This window comes from Paraflavitalea devenefica, assembly GCF_011759375.1.
Classification (GTDB): Bacteria; Bacteroidota; Bacteroidia; order Chitinophagales; family Chitinophagaceae; genus Paraflavitalea; species Paraflavitalea devenefica.
On the sequence record NZ_JAARML010000003.1, the window covers coordinates 871,563 to 887,720 of the forward strand.

Below are 16,158 nucleotides of genomic sequence, written 5' to 3' on the forward strand. Positions count from 1 at the left end.
AAATTAACTATTATTTTTGAAGAGGCCCCGATTGGCTACTCAATCATCAAAAATTAATGTAGGGCTTCCCCGGTGCCGGGTATGCTCTGCGGGACTTGCAGTCCCGCAGCTTTATTCCAGGGCCTCCGGCCCTATGGATGCAAACGTATTGTCAATTGCCGATTCCTGATTGCCGATTCACAATGCCTTCCGTACATTTGGGGCCATGAGCATGGAAGACATCACGATACAGGACCAGTTTGAAGAGCTGATGCGCAGCGGTAATGAAATCTCCATCCGGGAGTTTCTGAACGACCAGAACATCAGTGATGTGGCGGAGCTCATCAATGAATTGCCCGATTACGAGAGCCAGATCATCCAGCACATGAATATGCACCGGGCCGCCAGCGTATTCAAAATATTGGACCTCTCTACCCAGAAAGCCATTATCCAGGAATTACCTCCTTATAAAACGGCCGAACTGCTTAATGAGCTGCCTGCCGATGACCGTACCTCTTTCCTGGAAGAACTGCCTAGTGAGGTGGTAAAAGAACTGATCAGGCTGCTGGACCCCGAAGAACGCCGTGTTACCCTATCCCTGCTGGGCTATCCCGAAGGTAGCGTGGGCAGGCTGATGACGCCGGATTATATTGCCGTACAGGTCGACTGGACGGTACAGGAAGTACTGGAACATATCCGGGAAGTGGGTAAAGACAGTGAAACGATTGATGTGATCTATGTGGTGACGGATAAAGGCGAGTTTGTAGATGACATCCGGATCAGGGAGATATTACTGGCCAGTCCCGATAAACAGGTAGGGGAGCTGATCGATAACCGTTTTATAGTACTCAATGTCAATGATGATCAGGAAGCTGCCAACCAGGTATTTAAAATGAATAACCGGGTGGCATTACCGGTAGTGGACGATAAAAATATCCTGCTGGGTATTGTGACCATTGACGATATCCTGTGGGTGGCCAGTGAAGAATTCAGTGAAGACATGCAGAAGATGGGGGGTACCGAAGCATTGGATGAACCCTACCTGGAGATGCCTATTATTAAACTCTTCAAAAAAAGGGTGGTATGGCTGGTGGTATTATTCCTCGGTGAAATGCTCACCGCTACTGCCATGGGGTATTTTGAAGACGAGATACAAAAAGCAGTGGTGCTGGCCTTATTTGTGCCACTCATCATATCCAGTGGTGGTAACAGTGGTTCGCAGGCTTCCACGCTGATCATACAGGCGATGGCGGTAGGGGAGATCACGATCGTAGACTGGTGGCGGGTACTGAGAAGGGAGATTATTTCCGGCCTGCTGCTGGGCGCAATGCTGGGATTGATCGGTTTTTTCCGGGTAGTATTCTGGAACGCTATTTTTCATACTTATGGCGACCATGGCATCATGGTGGCGTTTACAGTAGGCGCTTCCCTCATAGGTGTTGTGCTGTGGGGTACCGTATCAGGCTCTATGTTGCCCATCATATTAAAAAAATTAGGCGCCGACCCCGCCACTTCCTCTGCTCCTTTTGTAGCGACGCTGGTGGATGTAACTGGCCTTGTCATATATTTTTCTGCCGCCTATATCTTTTTACGCGGTATTTTGCTATGATATGAGAAAGCTAATATTGCCCCTCCTGCTGCTGCTGGTAACAGCAGCTCAAAGTCAAACTACTACCACCACCTTAACTGTTGAAAAGATCATGCGCGATCCCCAATGGATAGGCGCTTCTCCTTCCGGGCCGGGATGGTCATCAGATAGTAAATACTTAACATTCAGTTGGAACCCGGAAAAGGCGACTGCTGATTCGGTCTATTACATTACGCCTTCTTCACTTACACCGCAGAAAACGACCTACGCCTTCCGGCAAAGCCTGCTGGAAGAAAGTGATATCCGCTACAATACCAATCGTAGCCGCTATGTATTTGCCCGCCAGGGGGATATTTACCTCGTAGAAGTGAAAACAGGACAGCAACGCGCCATTACGCAAACCGTCGAATACGAAAGCAGTCCGCTGTTCTCTTTCAATGAGGGCAAAGTGGTATACACCCGTGGACTGAACCTCTATGCCTGGGACATCACCACCGGCGTTACGGTACAGTTGACCAATTTCCAGTCGGGCCTGGCGGCTCCTGCAGCTCCGGTAAGCACCCCCGGTCCTCAACGTGGCGGTACACAACAGGGAGGTGGCGCCTCCCGCGGCAACAGGACTGCAACGGGCAATACACAGGAAAAATGGTTGCAGGAAGAGGCGTTGGAAAATTCGCAGGTATTACAAAGCCGTAAGGACAAGCGGGAACTGACCGATTCTATGCGCAAAGCATTGCCCAAAGAAAAAACCTTGCGCAGCATTTACATCGAAGACAAATCCCTCTTTGGCGCTGCCATCAGCGCAGATGGCCGGTTCATTGCCTGGCGGCTGATAAAAGTAGCCATGGGAGGCAAAGCTACCATCGTTCCCAACTATGTTACAGAAAGTGGCTTTACAGAAGATATCTCCGGCCGTACGAAAGTAGGCGCGCCGCAAAGTACCCAGGAATTTTTTGTATATGATACCAGGAAGGATACGGTATTCCTGGTGAAAACGGATTCTATACCCGGCATCAGGGACCTGCCCGATTATGTAAAGGATTACCCGGCAGTATATGCCGAAAAAAGCAAGAGCCCTCCTGTACGGGCGGTGAGCTTTCAGAATACTTCCTGGTCTCCGGCCGGTGATTATGCAGTGGTAGAGGTACGCTCGCAGGATAACAAAGACCGCTGGCTGATGTTGCTGGATGGCGCTACCGGCCGGCTTTCCCTGCTGGACCGTCAGCGGGACGAGGCCTGGATAGGCGGACCCGGTACCAGTGGATTCGGCAGTTTCAACACCGGCTGGATAGATGCCAATACCTTCTGGTTCCAATCTGAAGCTACCGGCTACTCACACCTGTACACGATCAATGTGCACACCAAAGAAAAGAAGGCCCTCACCAGCGGTCAATATGAAGTACAACGCTCCACCCTTTCCAAAGACAAAAAATACTTTTACCTCACCACGAATGAAGTGCATCCCGGCGAGCAGCATTTTTACCGTTTGCCCGTAGGCGGCGGCAAAGCCGAACGCCTCACCACGATGACGGGGGCCAACCAGGTAAGCCTCTCCCCGGATGAAAAATGGCTGGCGATCCTTTATTCCTACAGCAATAAACCCTGGGAGCTTTACCTGCAGGAGAATAAACCCGGCGGTAAGCTACAGCAGGTGACCAGCCAGGCGCAGTCGGCTGAGTTTAAAGCCTATGCCTGGAAAGATCCCGAAGTGGTAACCTTCCAGGCCAGGGATGGCGCTGAAGTATATGCCCGCCTGTACCGCCCTGCCCAGCCACACACTTCCAAACCTGCTGTCATATTTGTGCATGGGGCCGGTTACCTGCAGAATGCGCATAAATGGTGGAGCAGCTACTTCCGGGAATACATGTTCCACAACCTGCTGGCCGACCAGGGATATACTGTACTGGATATTGATTACCGGGGCAGTGCCGGTTATGGCCGCGACTGGCGTACGGGTATTTATCGTCACATGGGCGGTAAAGACCTCAGCGACCAGGTGGATGGTGCTAAATACCTGGTGGAAAAGCTGGGTGTGAACCCTAAAAACATCGGGCTGTATGGTGGCTCCTATGGTGGGTTCATCACTTTAATGGCCATGTTCAACGAACCAGAGGTGTTTGCTGCCGGCGGAGCCTTGCGTTCTGTGACCGATTGGGCGCATTATAACCATGGCTATACCTCCAATATTCTCAATGAACCTTTCAATGACAGCATAGCCTACCAGCGCAGTTCGCCCATCAACTTTGCCGCCGGCCTGAAAGGACATTTATTGATGTGCCATGGTATGGTGGATGTGAATGTGCATTTCCAGGATATTGTACGCATTACCCAAAAGCTGATCGAGCTGGGTAAGGACAATTGGGAACTGGCCGTATACCCTGTGGAAGACCACGGTTTTGTGGAACCCAGTAGCTGGACGGATGAATACAAACGCATATTCAAATTATTTGAAACACACCTGAAGAAGTAGCTTAAATAGCTTCGAGCTTTGAGCTTCGAGCTGCGAGCAGTGAAAAATAAGGGTGGATTGTCCTGTATAGTTGGGACGATCCACCCATTTTGTTTATTGTAAACCTTGCATTGCTGTCGAAGCAAACGGCTCGCAGCTCATAGCTCGCGGCTCGCAGCCTGCCTTTTTCTGCCTGCTATAACGGTTTATTATTAATGGATATTAATGGTGGCTGGCATAATCTTGCATAATCGGCATAATTTTCAATAAATTGCGCAAACGTTTGCTGAGATTCGGAGAACTCAGGGTGTTACCATTTGTGCAACAACACTGAACAAAAGAACCCGGAACGCGAAACTTCAAACTCGAAACATATTATATGTGTGGAATTGTAGCCTATATCGGTCCTAAAGAAGCATATCCTGTTATATTGAAAGGCTTGAAACGATTGGAATACCGGGGATATGACAGCGCCGGCGTGGCCGTATTGAATCAAGGACTCAAAGTATACAAAAAGAAAGGTAAAGTAGCTGATCTGGAAGAAAGCCTTATGGGAAAAGACCTGCATGCCAATGCAGGCATTGGTCACACGCGTTGGGCCACCCATGGTGAACCCAGCGACCGCAATGCCCACCCGCATATTTCAGCCAACGGCAAGATGGCCATGATACACAATGGCATCATTGAAAACTATGCCCAGCTCAAAGGTGAGCTGCAGAAAAAAGGCTACACGTTTACCAGCGATACCGATACAGAAGTACTGCTCAAGTTTATTGAAGATATCCAGCTTAACAATGACTGCGGCCTGGAAGAGGCTGTGCGCATTGCCCTGAAACGGGTAACAGGCGCTTATGTAATTGTACTGATCGACCAGGACCATCCCGATACATTGATCGCTGCCCGGAAGGGGAGCCCGTTGGTAATAGGTATTGGCAAAGGGGAGCACTTCCTTGCTTCCGATGCTTCCCCCATCATTGAGTACACCAAAGAAGTGGTATACATTAATGACTATGAACTGGCCATTATCCGTCCGGATGAGCTTATTCTCAAAAACCTCGGTAATGAAAAGGTCACGCCTTTTGTAACGAAGCTGGACATGGAGCTGGCCGCTATTGAAAAAAGCGGTTATGATCATTTCATGCTCAAGGAAATATTTGAACAGCCACATACCATCTTTGATTGTCTGCGTGGCCGCCTCGATGCTGCTGCCGGTACTATTACCATGGCAGGGGTACAGAACAATATTGAACAGTTGAAAAATGCTTCCCGCATCATCATTGTGGCCTGTGGCACCAGTTGGCATGCCGGGTTGATCGCTGAATACATTATTGAAGAAGTATGCCGCATACCGGTAGAAGTAGAGTATGCTTCTGAATTCCGGTACCGCAATCCTGTTGTCCATAAAGGCGATGTGATCATTGCTGTATCACAGAGCGGGGAAACGGCCGATACCCTGGTGGCCATCGAAAAGGCCAAAGAGCAGGGCGCTATGATCTTTGGAGTGGTCAATGTGGTGGGCTCTTCCATAGCCCGTATATCCCATGCAGGCGCTTATACGCACGCCGGTCCCGAAATTGGCGTGGCCAGCACCAAAGCATTTACGGCCCAACTGGCAGTGCTCACGATGATCGCTTTGAAGATAGCGCAGGAAAAAGGTACGATAGACAACAAGCGTTTTATGCACCTCCTGAATGAGCTGCATGAGATACCGGAAAAAGTGCCTGCAGCGCTTAAAGACAGCGAGGCCATCCGTAAGCTGGCTATAAAATACAAGGATGCCAAAGATTTCCTGTACCTCGGCCGCGGATACAACTTCCCCGTAGCGCTCGAAGGAGCCCTGAAACTAAAAGAGATCTCTTACATACATGCAGAAGGTTATCCTGCCGCTGAAATGAAACACGGTCCCATTGCCCTGGTAGATGAAACCCTGCCTGTGGTGTTTGTAGCGACCAAAGATTCCTACCACGAAAAGATCGTCAGCAATATCCAGGAGATCAAGGCCCGCAAAGGAAAGGTTATTGCCGTTATTACAGAGGGAGACGATACCATCACCAAAATGGCCGATGATGTGATCATCGTACCTGCTGCTGATGAGCTGGTAGCGCCTATGCTGAGTGTAATACCCCTGCAGCTACTGGCTTATTATATCGGCGTAGCCAAAGAACTGGATGTAGATAAGCCGAGAAATCTTGCCAAGAGTGTAACTGTCGAATAGTTGCCAGTAACCAGAAACCTGTGTTATGAATATCATCAAAAAAAGCCCGCTCCATACACTGGGATACCACTTCATTCCCGCAGAATACGTTCCTAAGGGAAAGGATGAATATTACCTGCGCAACCAGCAAAATGAGAGCAATATTCGTTACCGCCAGCTCACCGCTTATGAAATAGAAATGCTGGTGCGCAACCGCAATACTTCCGACAACTGGAACAATATCCTGGTATCTGATGCCTTCAATCCCGAACTGGTACAGAACTGTAAGTTCTTTGGCCTGGTACGCATTGGCAAGCTGGAGCCTTATTACCTGGAATTCCATAACCTCCGCAGGCCGGTAGGACTGTACAACAGCACGATCATCAGTTGTGATTTTGGTGATAATGTAGTGGTAGATAATGTCAACTTTTTATCGCACTACATCACCGGCAATGAAGTGATACTGGTGAATGTGAACGAAATTGATGCTACCGACCATGCTAAATTTGGCAGTGGTATCCTCAAAGAAGGAGAACCAGAAAGCATACGCATCTGGCTGGAAGTGTGCAATGAGAATGGTGGCCGGCGCATTATGCCTTTTGATGGTATGTTGCCTGGCGATGCCTGGCTATGGACGCAATTCCGGGATGATGAAATATTACAGAATAAGCTAAAACAGTTCACACAGCAAAAGTTCGATACCCGCCGTGGTTACTACGGCACTATTGGCGACCGTACGGTGATCAAGAACTGCCGCATTGTAAAAGATGTGAAGGTGGGTACGGATGCCTATATCAAAGGCGCCAACAAGATCAAGAATGTGACCATCAACTCCTCGGCGGAAGCGCCCTCCCAGGTAGGCGAGGGATGTGAGCTGGTGAATGGCATCATCGATTACGGATGCCGCCTGTTCTATGGCGTAAAAGCCGTCCGTTTCTTCCTGGCTTCGAATTCCCAATTAAAATATGGCGCCCGGTTGATCAATTCCTATTTGGGCGATAACTCAACGATTTCCTGTTGTGAGGTATTGAATTCGCTCATCTTTCCGGCACATGAGCAACACCATAATAACTCCTTCCTGTGTGCTGCCCTGGTACAGGGACAGAGCAATATGGCGGCAGGCGCTACCATTGGCTCCAACCACAACTCGCGCAGTCCGGACGGAGAACTGGTTGCCGGCCGTGGTTTCTGGCCGGGCCTGTGTGTAAGTATTAAACACAATTCACGCTTTGCTACTTTTACCATCCTGGCCAAAGGCGATTTCCCGGCCGAGCTGGATATACCGGTGCCTTTTTCACTGGTTAGTAATGATGTTACCAATAACAGGCTGGTGGTAATGCCTGCCTATTGGTTCCTCTATAATATGTATGCCCTTGCCCGCAACTCCTGGAAGTATGTGGACCGTGATAAGCGCATCAATAAAACCCAACCTATTGAGTTCAATTTCCTGGCGCCTGATTCTGTGAATGAGATCGTACAGTCCCTCTCTTTATTGCAGCTTTACACCGGTAAAGCGTGGCTCAGGAAAGAAGGCAATCATAAAAAACTTACCGCAGAAGAAATCATTGCCATCGGTAAAAAGCTGCTGGACAATAATGATCCTGTAGTCAATCAACTGGAAATACTGGCAGAGGGATTTGAAAATACTACAAGGCCGGCAGTGCTGATCAAAGTACCTGCCGCTTACCGTATTTTCAGGGAGCTGGTAACATATTATGCGGTACAGCAGGTGCTGGAATATACCCGCGCTCATGGTATTAAATCCTGGGAGCAGCTACAGGAAATCATTCCTGCCAAACCAGTCATTTCCCAATGGGTGAATGCCGGCGGCCAGCTTATATTGCGCACAGCTATTGACAAGCTCATTAAGCAGGTGCATGCCGGGCGCGTGAAGAGCTGGAATGATATCCATACTTTTTACCAGCAACAGGCAGCAAGCTACGGCCAGGAAAAGCTGTTGCATGCCTTTGCGGCTTTGAAAGAGGTGCATGGCATTCAGGGAAAGAAAGTGGCTCCTGCTGTTATTAAAGCGCTGCTGGAGCAAAGCATCGCTACCAAAGAATGGATGGCAAAGGGCATCTATGATTCCCGGGCCAAAGACTACCGTAATCCCTTCCGCAAAATGGTGTATGAAAGCCAGCAAGCAATGGATAAAGTGGTCGGCAAATTGACTGATAATACCTTCATCAAACAGGAGCAGGCTGCCTTGGAGAGCTATAAAAAAACAGTTCAGCAGCTCATCAAAAAATGGCAATTAGGTAAAGAAGCGCTAAAGGCTAAAAGCTAACAGCTAACACCTGTTTTATAACTTCCCTTCAAACTGTGCTGTCAGTTCATCCACTGCATCCGTTGCTCCATAGAACGACGCCAGCCTTCTGATCACGCCTTCTACCAATGCATCGGGGCAGGAAGCGCCACTGGTAATCAGCATGCGTACCGGCTGTTGGTTAGGCAGGTAATTGGCGGATAATATTTCCTGCTTCGTATGATAGTTATAATGCAGGATACTGCTGTTGGAGATCAGCTTCTCTTCTGAATTAATAAAATAAGTGGGCAGTTTTTCTTCGCATAGCTCCACCAGGTGGGTAGTATTGGAAGAGTTATACCCTCCCACTACGATGGCCAGGTCGGCCGGGGTATTGAGCATATGCGTAATGGCCGTTTGGTTATCATTCGTGGCATAGCACAAAGTGTCCCGGGTATCAGCAAAGCGTTCCCCGATAGTAACATCTGTCAGCGCGTAATGCTGGCGCATGGTTTGTTTCAGGTAATCGGCAATCGCCTGTGTATCGGTAGCCAGTTGGGTCGTTTGGTTCACTACACCGATGCGCTGCAGGTCTTTGGCGGCATCAAAGCCCGGTGAATACCTGCCGGCGAAGGCAGTATAAAAATGGGCCGGGTCCTGCTCGCCGGTAATGTATTGCGCCAGCAGTATCGTCTCCTTCATATCATTCACGATTACTGAAGGCGCATTCTCTGCAGCATGGGAAAAAGTAGCCCTCGTTTCCTCATGTTTGGGTTTGCCATGGATAACGATCGTATATCCTTTCTTAGCGATCTGCTCACTGCGGTTCCATACCTTCTCCACGAAGGGACAGGTAGTATTGTATTTCTCAGTGGGGATACCAAAACTGTTGAGCTTTTCTTCTATTTCCAGTGTAGTGCCAAAAGCGGGAATGATCACCACATCATCGGGATTCAATTCTTCAAAGGGAATCAGTTGCTGACCATACGTATCCTGTAAAAAGCGCACGCCTCTTTGTTGCAGGTCGGCATTTACCTGAGGGTTGTGGATCATTTCACTCAACAGGAAAATGCGTTTGCCGGGATTCTCTTCAATCGTGCGGAAAGAGATCTCAATCGCATTCTCTACCCCATAGCAAAAACCAAAATGGCGCGCCAGGTAAATATGCAGGGGGCCCAGGTTCAGCAGGGTAGGGGTAAAATCTTTCTTCATCTTATCTTCCGCCTTCCGTTGGGCCTTAATGGCATGAAGAAGCGGGCTGCGGTAGATGATGGGAACGTTGAATGTTTTCATCTCCGCAAAGGTACAAAGTTGGCAGTGAATGCATCACATAGCGGCAGAAGCTATATATTCGTATCATGCTGAGACGTTTTACACCGGTAGCCTGGAGCAGTAATACCAACGTTTATGAAGTGAATATCCGTCAATATACGCCGGAGGGAACTTTTGCCGCTTTTGCCCGGCACCTGACCCGGCTGGCCGATATGGGCGTGGAGGTACTCTGGTTCATGCCCATTACGCCCATCAGTAAAGCCGGCCGCAAAGGCACCCTGGGCAGCTACTATGCCTGTTCCGATTACAGCACCACCAATCCTGAATTTGGTACGGTGGATGATTTCAAAAAGCTGGTGCAGCAGGCGCATGAAGCGGGCATGAAAGTGATCATTGACTGGGTAGCCAATCATACCGGGCTCGATCATGTGTGGACTACCACCCATCCCGAATACTATAAAAAAGATATTAATGGTAAATATTATGATACCCATGGCTGGGATGATGTAATAGACCTCAACTACTACGACCAGCCCATGCGGGCCGCCATGATCAGCGCCATGGAGTTCTGGGTAAAAGAATGCAACATTGATGGCTTCCGTTGTGATATGGCGCACCTGGTGCCGCTCGATTTCTGGCGGCAGGCGCGTCTCGCCCTGGATCAGGTCAAGCATTTATTCTGGCTGGCCGAAACTGAAGACATTATTTACCTCGATGTATTTGATACCTGCTATGCCTGGCGCTGGATGCACCATACAGAAAAATTCTGCAAGGGGCAACTGACCCTGGAAAACCTGGTGGGGCTGTTGCAGGTGTACCGGGAGGATTATCCGGCGTTCACTTGTCCATTGTTCTTTACTGCCAACCACGATGAAAATAGCTGGAATGGCACCGAATACGAAAAGTATGACGGCGCTGCCAGGCCCCTCGCTGTTTTTGATGCCACCTGGCATGGTATACCCCTTATTTACAGCGGACAGGAACTGCCCAACCTGAAACGGCTGAAATTCTTTGACAGGGATACGATTGAGTGGACCGGCCGTAATCAACTGCACGACTTCTATAAAATCCTCAACCAGTTGCGTAAGCAGCATCCGGCTCTGGGCAATACCCTCGAAACGCGGCCTGTACGCATAGCTACCACGAATAATGAGCAGGTATTTGCCTATGCACGTTATTATGAAAACAGGCAGGTGCTGGTAGTGCTGAACCTTTCCCCGCAACCTGCATCCATACAATTGCCCGAAGGCAAGGTACAGGGTACCTTCACCAATATCTTCGATAAGCGGCCGTTCATCATTACCCCGCAACTCACCATCGGCTGTAAACCCTGGGATTACCTGGTGTTAACCGATTAAATAAAAAAAGCGGGACCTCCTTTCGAAAGTCCCGCGGCACCTTTATTATGATTAAAGCTTAGTTCGCGCTGTTCATGGGGATCACGATGGGATAGATACCCTCGTAACCGGGATACATACCTTCCACCTTCACATTGCCGCTGGCGCTTTCCATGATCTTCCTGAAATCATCTACTGTTTTTACTTCCTTGCCGTCGGCCTTTACAATCACATATCCTTCCTGTACCCTTACTTTGCTCAGGGCTCCTTTACCGGTAATGGCTTTGATCACCACGCCACCATTCACACCCAGTTCTTTGGCGTCTTCTTTGCTCAGCGTTTGCAGTTCGGCGCCCAGTTTATCCAGCACAGAAGTGCGTACGATATCGGTAGAGCCCGACTCATTGCGCAGGGTTACTGCAGCGGAGTATTCCTTGCCATCACGTTTGTAGGAAATATTTACTTTATCGCCGGGGCGGTAAGTTGCAATTTGTCCTACCATATCGGCGCCACTTATTACAGGCACGCCATTGATCTTGGTAATGATATCACCTTTCTTGATACCTGCAGCGGCGGCAGCGCCTTCAGTGCGGGCATTCAGTACATATACACCTTCACCTTCTCTAATACCATTTTGTTCTTTCACTTCATCGCTCAGGTTTTCACGGGGATATTCAATACCCAGGTAAGCCCTTTGCACGGTACCATGCTTCATCAGGTCGGCTACGATCTTCTTCACAATATTTACCGGGATGGTGAAAGAATAACCGGCATAAGCGCCTGTAGGGGAAGCAATGGCTGAGTTGATACCGATCAGTTTGCCATCTGTATTGATCAGCGGGCCACCACTGTTGCCGGGGTTCACCGCAGCATCAGTTTGTATAAATGATTCTACAGGAGTACGGCTCTGGCGGGCGTTAATATCCAGGGTCCTTCCTTTGGCGCTCACAATACCGGCTGTAACCGTAGTTTCGAGCGTTAAGGGATAACCTACTGCCAGTACCCACTGACCTACTTTCACCTCGTCTGAGTTACCATAGATCAGGAAGGGGAGACCCTTGGCCTCAATCTTAATAACAGCCAGGTCACTGCTGGGGTCGGAAGCGAGCAGCTTTGCCTTGAAAGTTTTTTTATTGTACAGCGTAACGTTGATCTCATCGGCACCATCTACCACGTGGTTATTGGTAACAATATATCCATCCTCGCTGATGATAGCACCTGAACCGGAAGCCATCTGCGGAACAGACCTTAAGCGGTCGCCAAAGAAATCATCCAGGTCCATATCAAACAGATCGCCGAAGGGGCTCCTGCGGGGCAGGTTATTGCTGGCCGTACGGGTAGCTTTTGTTTTGATGTGTACAGTGGCAGGTATGGCAGCATTGGCAGCCGGCACAAAATCGGCCGGAGCGTTTGTCATTCCTTTAAAGTCGGCATAATTAGCCGGCACCTTACCGCTGTCGTTATTATCGTTCTGGTAAACGTAGGTATCCTGTTTTGCATACCGTTGGTATCCCCACATAGTAGCAAACGTTGTGGTTGCACTCAGCAATACAATAGCTGCTATCTGTTTAAACTTCATATACTGTGTAATTTTTTCTGATTGAAAATACAAATTCAAATTATATGCCCGATCACAAACAAATTAACACCACAAAATCTATAAGGGTTATACCGGGCAGCCGGTTTAACAATTAATTTACTAAAGTCTTCGTACTTGCTGATACAAATCTAACAAATAAAGTCGGGAACTCAGTGAGTTATGCATACGAAAACTGCACGCTTATCCTAATGATCAGGGAGGTTAGACGACCTTTTAACTTCCGGACTTTCGGACTATTTACCGCCTTCTTCTCCATAGGAGTCCTGCGGACCGAAAGGAGTCCTTCGGACCGGTTAATTTGTCTCCCTCCAGCTGTCTTTATTTCATAACGACAGTAAAAATTGCAGGGTATCTACCCCATCGGCATAATCCGTTAAGCCCGGTTGCTGCGCCTGGCCAAAGGGAAGCCATTTTTTGCCTACAAGGCATTGAATATCCGCATGGTTCTGTAAGGAAGCTGCGATCTCCTGCTCAGCCGTGGTTCGTGTCTCACGATCCACCATATAGAACGTATAATGCAACTGGCTGATGGGGGAAAAGAGGGAGGGGTTTTCATGCAGGATAATACTTCCATTGGTCATATAATACTGCTTATTGAGAATGAGGATCGCCAGTTGGTAATCGTAGTTGTTCTTGTATTTGTGGTGGTCGGCCAGCTCATTGTACTTCTTGAAGGTTTCCAGCAGGGGCACAAAATCGTACCCTTCGGGCACATAAAGCTGGGTCACATTCCGGCAACCCAGGCCAAAATACTGGTACACATCGTCGGCCAGTAAAGCCAGTTGCTCCACGGTTTCATTACCATCCAGGATGGCCACGGAAGTGCGGTTGCGCCGGATAATATGCGGGAATTTGGCGAAGTAATAATCAAAATAGCGGGCCGAATTATTACTGCCGGTGGCAATATAGGCATCGCACCCTTTCAGCATCGGTTGCAGGCCGATGAGCGATTGGGTGGCAGGTTCCCAGGCATGCAGTTGCTCCACCAGGTGCCTGATCAATACTTCATCTTTGGAAGAGGGTTTAATCGTTTGCCGGTGGCCCGAAATGAATACACACAGGAAATCATGAAACCCCACCAGGGGGATATTGCCGGCCATCACGATGCCCACATTTTTGGGGGCAACCTGTACGGCAGGGATGGCATATTGGGTAGCCCAGCCGGTAAGCGCCGCCGGGTTTAGAAAAGTATGGGAAATGCTGTGGGTAGCCAGTTCAATAAAGGCCGGCGTAAACCAGCCGTTTTCCCGGAAGGCCCGCTCCTTTGCTGCCATCCATTGATTGTCAGTCGATAAAATATATTCTCCCAACCGCTTCAGCAAATCTATCCGTTGTTGTAAATTCATTACAGCGTATATTTGTCGTGCAAAATAACTGTATTCGATCCATTAAATTCAAGCAAAATATGGCTATTAAAATAACTGAAGAATGCATCAATTGCGGCGCCTGCGAGCCTGAGTGCCCCAACAATGCCATCTATGAAGGGGGCGTTGAATGGGCCATTTCCGACGGTACCACTATAAAAGGATCTTTTACCCTGATGGATGGAACTTTAGTGGATGCCGACCAACGTATGGCGCCCGTTAGTGTGGATATTTATTATATAGTGCCCAATAAATGTACTGAATGCCAGGGCTTTCACGAAGAACCGCAATGTGCGGCCGTTTGCCCGGTCGATTGCTGTGTGCCCGATGAAATGTATGTGGAAACAGTGGAAGAGCTGATGGCCAAGAAAGAGAAATTACACGTTTAACAGTTGTGTGCATAAGTACGTCTTCCAGAATTTGGAATGAAATGCTGAATTGTTGTAACTTAACAGTATTCAAATAGTGAATGTAGTCTTTGTACTACTTAAAGCAGGCGGGTGATATTTCCCGCTGTAGAAAGGTGAAAAGATTGACGTCTATTCACCTTTCTGGTTTTTATACCGTTCGTATTAATAAAACAACAATTACCCCTTCGGGGTATTGTTACTGTTTGTAAAAGCGTTTCCTTTGTCGATCACAACCAAACCCTGATAGTCCATGAGAAGTCCATGGCTGCTTATCCTCTTAATAAACCTTACCTGTCTGCAATATGTTGCTGCACAGGAGTCTCCCTCTTTTACAGATAAACTCATCAACTTCCCTGCCCGTTTTAACGACCGTATTCAAAAGAAGACGGAAAAGCTAGAGGCCCAACTCACGCGGCAAACCGAAAAGTACCTGCAAAGACTGGCCAGGAAGGAAGAAAAGCTCAGAAGGAAATTACAAAAGACCGATTCTGCCGCCGCCAAACAACTCTTTGAGGGTTCTGCTGAACAGTATGCACGCCTTGGTGAACAACTCAAAAATCCAACAACTGTTACCGGCCGTGCAGGCGGCCAATACCTGCCCTATGTAGATTCATTAAAAACTTCCCTGTCCTTTCTTCAACAGAACAGTAACCTGCTCCAGTCCGAACAAGCCAAACAGGTTACCAGCTCCCTGCAGCAGGTACAGCAATTACAGGGCAAACTGCAGCAGACTGAACAGATAAAAGCGTTCATCAGGCAACGCAAAGAACAGATCAAGGCCACCCTCAGTCGCTATACGAATCTTCCGAAGGGGCTTACCAAAGGCTACCAGGATTTTAACAAGGAACTATTTTATTATTCCCAGCAGGTACAGGAATACAAAGACATGCTGAACGATCCCGATAAAATGTTGCAAAAAGCATTGGGGCTTTTAAATAAACTCCCTGCTTTTCAGAGCTTTATGCAACAGCACTCCGAATTGGCCGGACTCTTTTCCGTGCCGGCGGGTTATGGCAGCAACCAAAGCCTGGCCGGTTTGCAAACCCGCAGCCAGGTACAGCAACTCATGCAAACCCAGTTTGCGGCTGCAGGTCCCAATGCCCAGCAAATGCTGCAGCAAAATCTGCAGGCCGCCCAGGCGCAATTGAACCAGCTCAAAGACAAGATCAACAAGCTGGGCGCCGGTGGGGCCGATATGGACATGCCTGATTTTAAGCCGAACAACCAAAAAACAAAATCCTTCTGGAAACGGCTGGAATATGGCACCAACCTGCAAACCCAGAAATCCAATAACTTCTTCCCGACTACCTCCGATGTCGGGTTGTCGGTAGGGTATAAACTCAGCGATAAAAGCGTCATAGGCCTTGGCGGCAGTTACAAGGTAGGCTGGGGTAAAGACATCCGAAACATCGCCATTAGCAGCCAGGGAGCGGGCCTGCGTTCTTTTCTCGACGTAAAGCTCAAAGGCAGCTTCTTTGCTTCCGGTGGCTTTGAATACAACTACCAGCCGCTGACCACCAACGAAACGGTTACGCCGGACATAGCAGCGCAGGGCGACAAATGGCAGCAAAGCGGCCTGGTAGGCATCAGCAAGATCATTTCCTTAAAAAGTAAAACATTCAAGAAAACAAAACTGCAATTGCTGTGGGACTTCCTCAGCTATCAGCAGCAACCGCGGGCACAAGCGGTGAAGTTTAGAGTTGGATACAATTTTTAGTAT

At 48.7% G+C, this 16,158-nt stretch carries 10 protein-coding genes; 7 read left to right on the forward strand and 3 right to left on the reverse strand.

Features of this window, described 5'->3' with window-relative positions:
* Positions 1–205 precede the first annotated feature (205 nt).
* From mgtE to HB364_RS21860, 4 genes are all read left to right on the forward strand, one after another.
* On the forward strand, positions 206–1,588 hold the full coding sequence (gene mgtE, locus HB364_RS21845) for a magnesium transporter (RefSeq protein ID WP_246228569.1): 1,383 nt from the start codon (positions 206–208) through the stop codon (positions 1,586–1,588).
* 1 nt (position 1,589) lies between these two features.
* Entirely contained in the window at positions 1,590–4,037 is a 2,448-nt protein-coding gene (locus HB364_RS21850) for a S9 family peptidase (protein WP_167290437.1), read from the forward strand.
* Between the two features lie 358 nt (positions 4,038–4,395).
* On the forward strand, positions 4,396–6,231 hold the full coding sequence (glmS, locus tag HB364_RS21855) for a glutamine--fructose-6-phosphate transaminase (isomerizing) (protein ID WP_167290438.1): 1,836 nt from the start codon (positions 4,396–4,398) through the stop codon (positions 6,229–6,231).
* A 25-nt stretch (positions 6,232–6,256) separates the two neighbouring features.
* The gene (locus HB364_RS21860; protein WP_167290439.1) at positions 6,257–8,497 is read left to right on the forward strand and encodes a DUF4954 family protein; all 2,241 of its coding nucleotides are present in this window, start codon (positions 6,257–6,259) and stop codon (positions 8,495–8,497) included.
* 15 nt (positions 8,498–8,512) lie between these two features.
* Here the strand turns inward: HB364_RS21860 and HB364_RS21865 are convergent, their stop codons facing one another.
* Positions 8,513–9,748 carry a 4-hydroxy-3-methylbut-2-enyl diphosphate reductase gene (locus HB364_RS21865; RefSeq protein WP_167290440.1) on the reverse strand — a complete coding sequence of 412 codons (1,236 nt, stop codon included), beginning with the start codon at positions 9,746–9,748 and terminating at the stop codon, positions 8,513–8,515.
* Between the two features lie 65 nt (positions 9,749–9,813).
* On the opposite strand from HB364_RS21865, the gene HB364_RS21870 reads away from it, so the two are divergent.
* Positions 9,814–11,085, forward strand: a complete 1,272-nt coding sequence (locus HB364_RS21870; protein ID WP_208420036.1) for an alpha-amylase family glycosyl hydrolase — start codon at positions 9,814–9,816, stop codon at positions 11,083–11,085.
* Between the two features lie 58 nt (positions 11,086–11,143).
* On the opposite strand, the gene HB364_RS21875 is transcribed toward HB364_RS21870, so the two are convergent.
* Together HB364_RS21875 and HB364_RS21880 are read right to left on the reverse strand one after the other, a co-directional pair.
* Complete coding sequence (locus HB364_RS21875; RefSeq protein WP_167290441.1) at positions 11,144–12,643, reverse strand: trypsin-like peptidase domain-containing protein; 1,500 nt, start codon at positions 12,641–12,643, stop codon at positions 11,144–11,146.
* Between the two features lie 344 nt (positions 12,644–12,987).
* The gene (locus HB364_RS21880) at positions 12,988–14,010 is read right to left on the reverse strand and encodes an aldehyde dehydrogenase family protein (RefSeq protein WP_167290442.1); all 1,023 of its coding nucleotides are present in this window, start codon (positions 14,008–14,010) and stop codon (positions 12,988–12,990) included.
* Positions 14,011–14,069: 59 nt separating this feature from the next.
* Between HB364_RS21880 and HB364_RS21885 the strand changes: the two genes are divergently transcribed.
* Both HB364_RS21885 and HB364_RS21890 read left to right on the forward strand, forming a co-directional pair.
* Positions 14,070–14,417 carry a 4Fe-4S dicluster domain-containing protein gene (locus tag HB364_RS21885; RefSeq protein WP_167290443.1) on the forward strand — a complete coding sequence of 116 codons (348 nt, stop codon included), beginning with the start codon at positions 14,070–14,072 and terminating at the stop codon, positions 14,415–14,417.
* Between the two features lie 271 nt (positions 14,418–14,688).
* Positions 14,689–16,155, forward strand: coding sequence for a hypothetical protein (locus HB364_RS21890; protein WP_167290444.1), 1,467 nt, complete (start codon positions 14,689–14,691; stop codon positions 16,153–16,155).
* The last annotated feature ends 3 nt before the right edge of the window (positions 16,156–16,158 follow it).

What these genes read in the sequence shown, in the direction of transcription:
- glmS (WP_167290438.1), top strand. Translation starts at nt 4,396, where the DNA reads ATGTGTGGAATTGTAGCCTATATCGGTCCTAAAGAAGCATATCCTGTT.
- HB364_RS21885 (WP_167290443.1), top strand. Translation starts at nt 14,070, where the DNA reads ATGGCTATTAAAATAACTGAAGAATGCATCAATTGCGGCGCCTGCGAG.
- HB364_RS21875 (WP_167290441.1), bottom strand. Translation starts at nt 12,643, where the DNA reads ATGAAGTTTAAACAGATAGCAGCTATTGTATTGCTGAGTGCAACCACA.
- HB364_RS21870 (WP_208420036.1), top strand. Translation starts at nt 9,814, where the DNA reads ATGCTGAGACGTTTTACACCGGTAGCCTGGAGCAGTAATACCAACGTT.
- HB364_RS21890 (WP_167290444.1), top strand. Translation starts at nt 14,689, where the DNA reads ATGAGAAGTCCATGGCTGCTTATCCTCTTAATAAACCTTACCTGTCTG.
- HB364_RS21880 (WP_167290442.1), bottom strand. Translation starts at nt 14,010, where the DNA reads ATGAATTTACAACAACGGATAGATTTGCTGAAGCGGTTGGGAGAATAT.
- HB364_RS21860 (WP_167290439.1), top strand. Translation starts at nt 6,257, where the DNA reads ATGAATATCATCAAAAAAAGCCCGCTCCATACACTGGGATACCACTTC.
- mgtE (WP_246228569.1), top strand. Translation starts at nt 206, where the DNA reads ATGAGCATGGAAGACATCACGATACAGGACCAGTTTGAAGAGCTGATG.
- HB364_RS21865 (WP_167290440.1), bottom strand. Translation starts at nt 9,748, where the DNA reads ATGAAAACATTCAACGTTCCCATCATCTACCGCAGCCCGCTTCTTCAT.
- HB364_RS21850 (WP_167290437.1), top strand. Translation starts at nt 1,590, where the DNA reads ATGAGAAAGCTAATATTGCCCCTCCTGCTGCTGCTGGTAACAGCAGCT.